Below are 5,296 nucleotides of genomic sequence, written 5' to 3' on the forward strand. Positions count from 1 at the left end.
GCCGACATGCGCGCCGTTGATTCGGTTATCCGCCAGCGCCTCGCATCGGAGGTGCCACTGATCGAGCAGATCGGCGAGTACATCATCAGCGCGGGCGGCAAGCGCCTGCGCCCGGTGATCCTGCTACTGTCCGCGCGGGCCTTCGGCTACGACGGCAACCGGCACCACGACCTGGCCGCGGTGGTCGAGTTCATCCACACCGCCACCCTGCTGCACGACGACGTGGTCGACGAATCGGAGCTGCGGCGCGGCCGTCAGACCGCCAACGCGGTATTCGGCAACGCCGCCAGCGTGCTGGTAGGCGACTTCCTCTACTCGCGCGCCTTCCAGATGATGGTCGACGCCGGCAGCATGCGCATCATGGAGATCCTCTCCAATGCCACCAATGTGATCGCCGAAGGCGAGGTCCTGCAACTGCTGAACATGCACGACCCCGACGTCACGGTGGAGCGCTACCTGCAGGTGATCCGCTACAAGACCGCCAAGCTGTTCGAGGCGTCTGCCCAGTTGGGCGCCGTGCTGGCCGGCGTCGACGCCGCCACCGAGGAAGCCGCCGCGGAGTATGGCCGGCGCATCGGTACCGCCTTCCAACTGATCGACGACATGCTGGATTACACCGCCAGCGCCGAGCAGATGGGCAAGAACGCCGGCGACGACCTGCGCGAAGGCAAGCCGACCCTGCCGTTGCTGCATCTGCTCGAGCACGGTACCGCCGAACAGCGTGCGCTGGCCCGCGAGGCCATCGTGCAAGGCGGCACCGAGCATTTCGATGCCGTGTTCGCGGCAATCCACGCCTGCGGCGCACTGGAGGTCACCTTCCAGGCAGCGCAGCGCGAAGCCGATGCGGCGGAAAAAGCGGCCCGGCAGTTCCCCGACTCCCCCTTGAAGCAAACGCTGATCGAGCTGTGCGCGTTTTCGCTGCAACGGCTGTCCTGATACCGTAGCGCGAACAGCGCGCGGCGGCCCGCAAGGGAGCGGCGGCCCGGCCGCTCGCTCCGTTCGGCAAGAAAGGCCGCCGCGCTGAGGATGCACCTGACGACAGTACTCTCCTGCCCTAGATGCTGATGGCCCACCGTTGTGCGCCGTTAACAAATCAAGCAAACCCAACATCTGGCACTTGCACCTGATTCTCGCACTGCCCCGCAGCGTAGCTAGCGCCGGAAAAGAATCCGGCAGGGGAGGTGCGAAAGCGGAATCAGGGATATTGCTTTCGCGTCGCCTAACATCTGGCCCTGTTTGCCCCTATTTGCCCGCCATCTGCATCAGAGTCTTGCGCGTAGGCATCAACAACAGGAGCCCCTTGATCGCGTAGATCACGATCAAAGTTCCACTCAGATCCCCTGCGAACATGACCAGAAAGCCTTGCACAAGATTGCTGCTATCGCCATGCAGGGCGAACCAGATATGGTGCAACAGCGGGCTAGCGACGGCATACGCAACAACGCAGAGCAATAGCCGCTTCGGCGTCAGATTGGTAAGCGACGCGCGCAGGCCGAAAATTTGCTGCGCAAGCCGATAGACCAGGTAGGGGGCGACTGTTGCCACGATGCCGCCCATGAATGCCCTGCTGAAGTCGTTCGGGAAAAAGTAGAAGAAGCTAACCAGCCACGATACGAGCAGCAACCCGATCGCACCAGCTTCTCCGAACAGCAGCGTGCACAAGAGCCGCATGCCAGCGGGCAGATAAACCCAGTTGATGCCGGGCACGAATTCCAGGTTGCGGAACAACCATTCGTTGAGCACCAACATCAGGATGAACATCACGATTGTCGTGATGACCATGCCGAGTTGCAGGCGTAGGTTTGACATTGGCGTAGAATTCCGCGGTGGTGAGTGGATGATAGCTGATCCGCGAACAGCACAAGTGCAGCCCCTCGCTTCTGGGGACGAATTCATGACCCGACCCGCTGATATCTACCTGCGATTCTTGCAGCTTGCCGAAGCGTTGCGAGGCCTGCCTGCGTTACCGGCCCTGGACCCGCTCGAGGAACGCATTCTCGAACTGGTAGCGCGGGCAAGCCAGACGCAAGAACGCTTATCCGTCAGGGACATGATGGCCAATAGCGATCTGGGGTCGCCCGCGACCCTGCACGCCCGCCTGAAGTCCATGCGCAAGAAGGGCTGGATCACGCTGTCGGATACGGAAGATGCGCGGCGCAAGCAGGTGGAACTGACGCAGGCCGCACTTCGCCATTTCGACAAGCTTTCCGAGTGCCTGGTAAAGGCAACGTCTGGCAAATAGGCGCGCTTTTTCAGCGTCTATCCCGATGCCATACTGCCCAACTGCGAGAGTCGGCACGTACAAGCGCTCGCCCTCTTCCATTCTGAAAAAAAGGCTGCTACACTTGTGTGCTTTCGCGCTGCAGCAACTTTCTGGCGCTGAAAATAACAAACGGGGTGTAGCTTAGCCTGGTAGAGCGCTACGTTCGGGACGTAGAGGCCGGAGGTTCGAATCCTCTCACCCCGACCAGTTTCACGGTCCCCGAGACCGTACAAAAAAGGCCGCACAGCAATGTGCGGCCTTTTTTCATTTGCGCGCGCGCCACCGCTCCGGCCGAATCCCACCTCTTGCTCGTCCCCCCGCGCAAGTAGGGTTGCGCCCGTGTCGCGCAAACGCCAATACCCCTCCCGGCTCGCCTTTACAAAAAGTGACCCCGGCGGCAAACTGCCCCGATTCGGGGTCTTTCGGCCGCTTGCCGGCCAACTAGCGTTTTGCCATGACACTTGGTCTAGCTCTTGCACAGAGCCGGCGTATCGCGCCGGCCCTGCTCGCCCAGCTTGAACAGTCGGCACGAGAAAAAAAGTCGCAGCTGATCGACGAGATCATCGCCAGCGGCACCATGACTGCGCATGATGTGGCGATCTTCGCGGCTGATAAATATCAGCTGCCCCTGGTCGATTTGAGTCAGTACAACCTGAACAAGGTGCCGCCGGCATTGGCGGGCAACCGTGAATTCCACGCACACCGGCTGCTGCCGCTGGGCCGGCGCGAAAACCGGCTGGTGCTGGCGCTGTCGGACCCCGGCAACCAGGCCGGGCTGGACGCCATCAAGCAGAAATACAACCTGCCGGTGGACGCCGTCGTGGTCGAGCACGACAAGCTGATGACCTACGTGCGCTCCGCCACTGACGACAGCGGCGGCACGCTCAAGTCGATCGCCCCGGCGCAGGCCGAGCGCAAGATGATCGAGTACGACCCGGTCGCCTCCGCCAGCGCGCTGCGCAACAAGACCGCGGCCGATATCGACGATGCGCCGGTGGTGCGTTTCCTGCACAAGCTGCTGACCGAAGCCTTCCACCGCGGCGCCTCCGACCTGCATTTCGAGCCTTTCGAAACCTTCTACCGCATCCGCTTCCGCGTGGACGGCGTGCTGCAGGAGGTCGCGCGTCCGCCGGTGGATATCCGCGACAAGATATCCACCCGCATCAAGGTGCTGTCGCGCCTGGACATCTCCGAGAAGCGCGTGCCGCAGGACGGCCGCATGAAACTGCTGATCGCGCTGCCCAAGGAGAAAGGCGGCGAGAAGGACGCCAAGGACAGCAAGGAGCCCAAGGAAACCATTGAGAAGGCGATCGACTTCCGCGTCTCTACGCTGCCGACCTTGTTCGGCGAGAAGATCGTGATCCGGATCCTGGAGTCGTCCTCCGACAAGCTGGACATCGACCAGCTCGGCTACGAGCCGGCGCAGAAGGCCATGCTGCTGGACGTCATCAAGCGCCCCTACGGCATGGTGCTGGTGACCGGCCCCACCGGCAGTGGCAAGACGGTCTCGCTGTACACCTTCCTGAACCGGCTGAACCAGGGCGACATCAATATCTCAACGGCCGAGGACCCGGCCGAAATCCAGTTGCCCGGCATCAACCAGGTCAACGTCAACGAGAAGGCGGGCCTGACCTTCGCCGCGGCGCTGCGCTCCTTCCTGCGGCAGGAYCCGGACATCATCATGGTCGGCGAAATCCGCGACCTGGAAACCGCCGACATCTCGATCAAGGCCGCGCAGACCGGCCACCTGGTGTTCTCCACGCTGCACACCAACGATGCGCCGACCACGCTCACGCGCCTGATGAACATGGGCGTGGCGCCCTTCAATATCGCATCGAGCGTGCTGATGATCACCGCGCAGCGCCTGGCGCGCCGGCTGTGCTCCTGCAAGCGGCCCGGCGAACTGGCGCGCGAGGTGCTGGTCGACGCCGGTTTCCAGGAGGCGGATCTGGACGGCAGCTGGCAGCCGTATCACCCGGTCGGCTGCGAACGCTGCAACGGCAGCGGCTACAAGGGCCGCTGCGGCATCTATCAGGTGATGCCGATCAACGAGGCCATGCAACAGATCATCCTGACGCACGGCACGGCCTTGCAGATTGCCGAGCAGGCGCGCAAAGACGGCGTGCTATCGTTGCGCGAAGCCGGGCTGGCCAAGGTGAAACAGGGCGTCACCTCGCTCGAGGAAGTGCTGGCAACAACAAATACGTAGAAGCGTAAAAGCGTAAGAAACGCAAAACAACAAGATGTCATTGGGGGTCAATCATGGCTACACGCGCACCAGCCGCCGCCGCGCGCAAGGCGGCTGCGCCCAAGGGGAAATCCGGGCGTAAGGCGCCCACGCAGTACATCTTCGAGTGGGAGGGCAAGGACCGCAAAGGCAAGACCTTTTCGGGCGAACTGCGCGCCGAAAGCCAGGCCGAGGTCAATGCCACCCTGCGCAAGCAGGGGCTGACCGTCGTCAAGCTGAAGAAGCGCCGGGCGGCGCGCGGGCGCAGGATCACAGAGAAGGACATCGCGTATTTCACGCGCCAACTCTCCACCATGCTCAAGGCCGGCATCCCGCTGCTGCAGTCGATCGACATCATCGCGCGCGGGCACTCCAACCCCAACTTCACGCAACTGCTGGCCGAGATCCGCTTCGATATCGAATCGGGCAGCAGCATGGCGCAAGCCTTCCGCCGCCATCCGCGTTACTTCGACACGCTCTACTGCAACCTGATCGATGCCGGCGAGCAAGGCGGTATCCTGGATGCCCTGCTGGAGCGCTTGTCGCTCTACATGGAAAAGACCATCGCGCTGAAAAGCCAGATCAAGTCGGCCATGATCTACCCGATCGCCGTGCTGTCGGTGGCCTTTGCCGTGACGGTGATCCTGATGATTTTCGTGATCCCGGCCTTCAAGGGCGTGTTCTCCAGCTTTGGCGCCAACCTGCCGGCGCCCACGCTCGCCGTGATCGCGATGTCGGATTTCTTCGTCGACAACTGGTACCTGGTCATCGGCGCGCCAATACTGTCCATCACACTGTATATACGG

The 5,296-nt window shown here is 62.3% G+C and carries 5 protein-coding genes and 1 tRNA gene; 5 read left to right on the top strand and 1 reads right to left on the bottom strand.

All coding sequences use genetic code 11. From position 1 onward, the window contains the following. Window positions 1–936: octaprenyl diphosphate synthase (gene ispB / locus AC1DN0_RS40040; protein ID WP_477146552.1), on the top strand; the 936-nt coding region annotated here is incomplete at its 5' end. 306 nt (window positions 937–1,242) lie between these two features. Here the strand turns inward: ispB and AC1DN0_RS40045 are convergent. Then, window positions 1,243–1,809, bottom strand: coding sequence for a hypothetical protein (locus AC1DN0_RS40045; protein ID WP_441625611.1), 567 nt, complete (start codon window positions 1,807–1,809; stop codon window positions 1,243–1,245). Between the two features lie 85 nt (window positions 1,810–1,894). Between AC1DN0_RS40045 and AC1DN0_RS40050 the strand changes: the two genes are divergently transcribed. From AC1DN0_RS40050 to AC1DN0_RS40065, 4 genes are all read left to right on the top strand, one after another. Further along, entirely contained in the window at window positions 1,895–2,242 is a 348-nt protein-coding gene (locus AC1DN0_RS40050; protein ID WP_035875574.1) for a transcriptional regulator, read from the top strand. A gap of 151 nt (window positions 2,243–2,393) precedes the next feature. Beyond that, window positions 2,394–2,470 (top strand) — tRNA-Pro (locus AC1DN0_RS40055). 247 nt (window positions 2,471–2,717) lie between these two features. Next, entirely contained in the window at window positions 2,718–4,472 is a 1,755-nt protein-coding gene (pilB, locus tag AC1DN0_RS40060) for a type IV-A pilus assembly ATPase PilB (RefSeq protein WP_441625614.1), read from the top strand. Window positions 4,473–4,525: 53 nt separating this feature from the next. Continuing rightward, window positions 4,526–5,296: type II secretion system F family protein (locus tag AC1DN0_RS40065; RefSeq protein ID WP_477146553.1), on the top strand; the 771-nt coding region annotated here is incomplete at its 3' end.

This window comes from Cupriavidus sp. 05N39 (assembly GCF_056397325.1).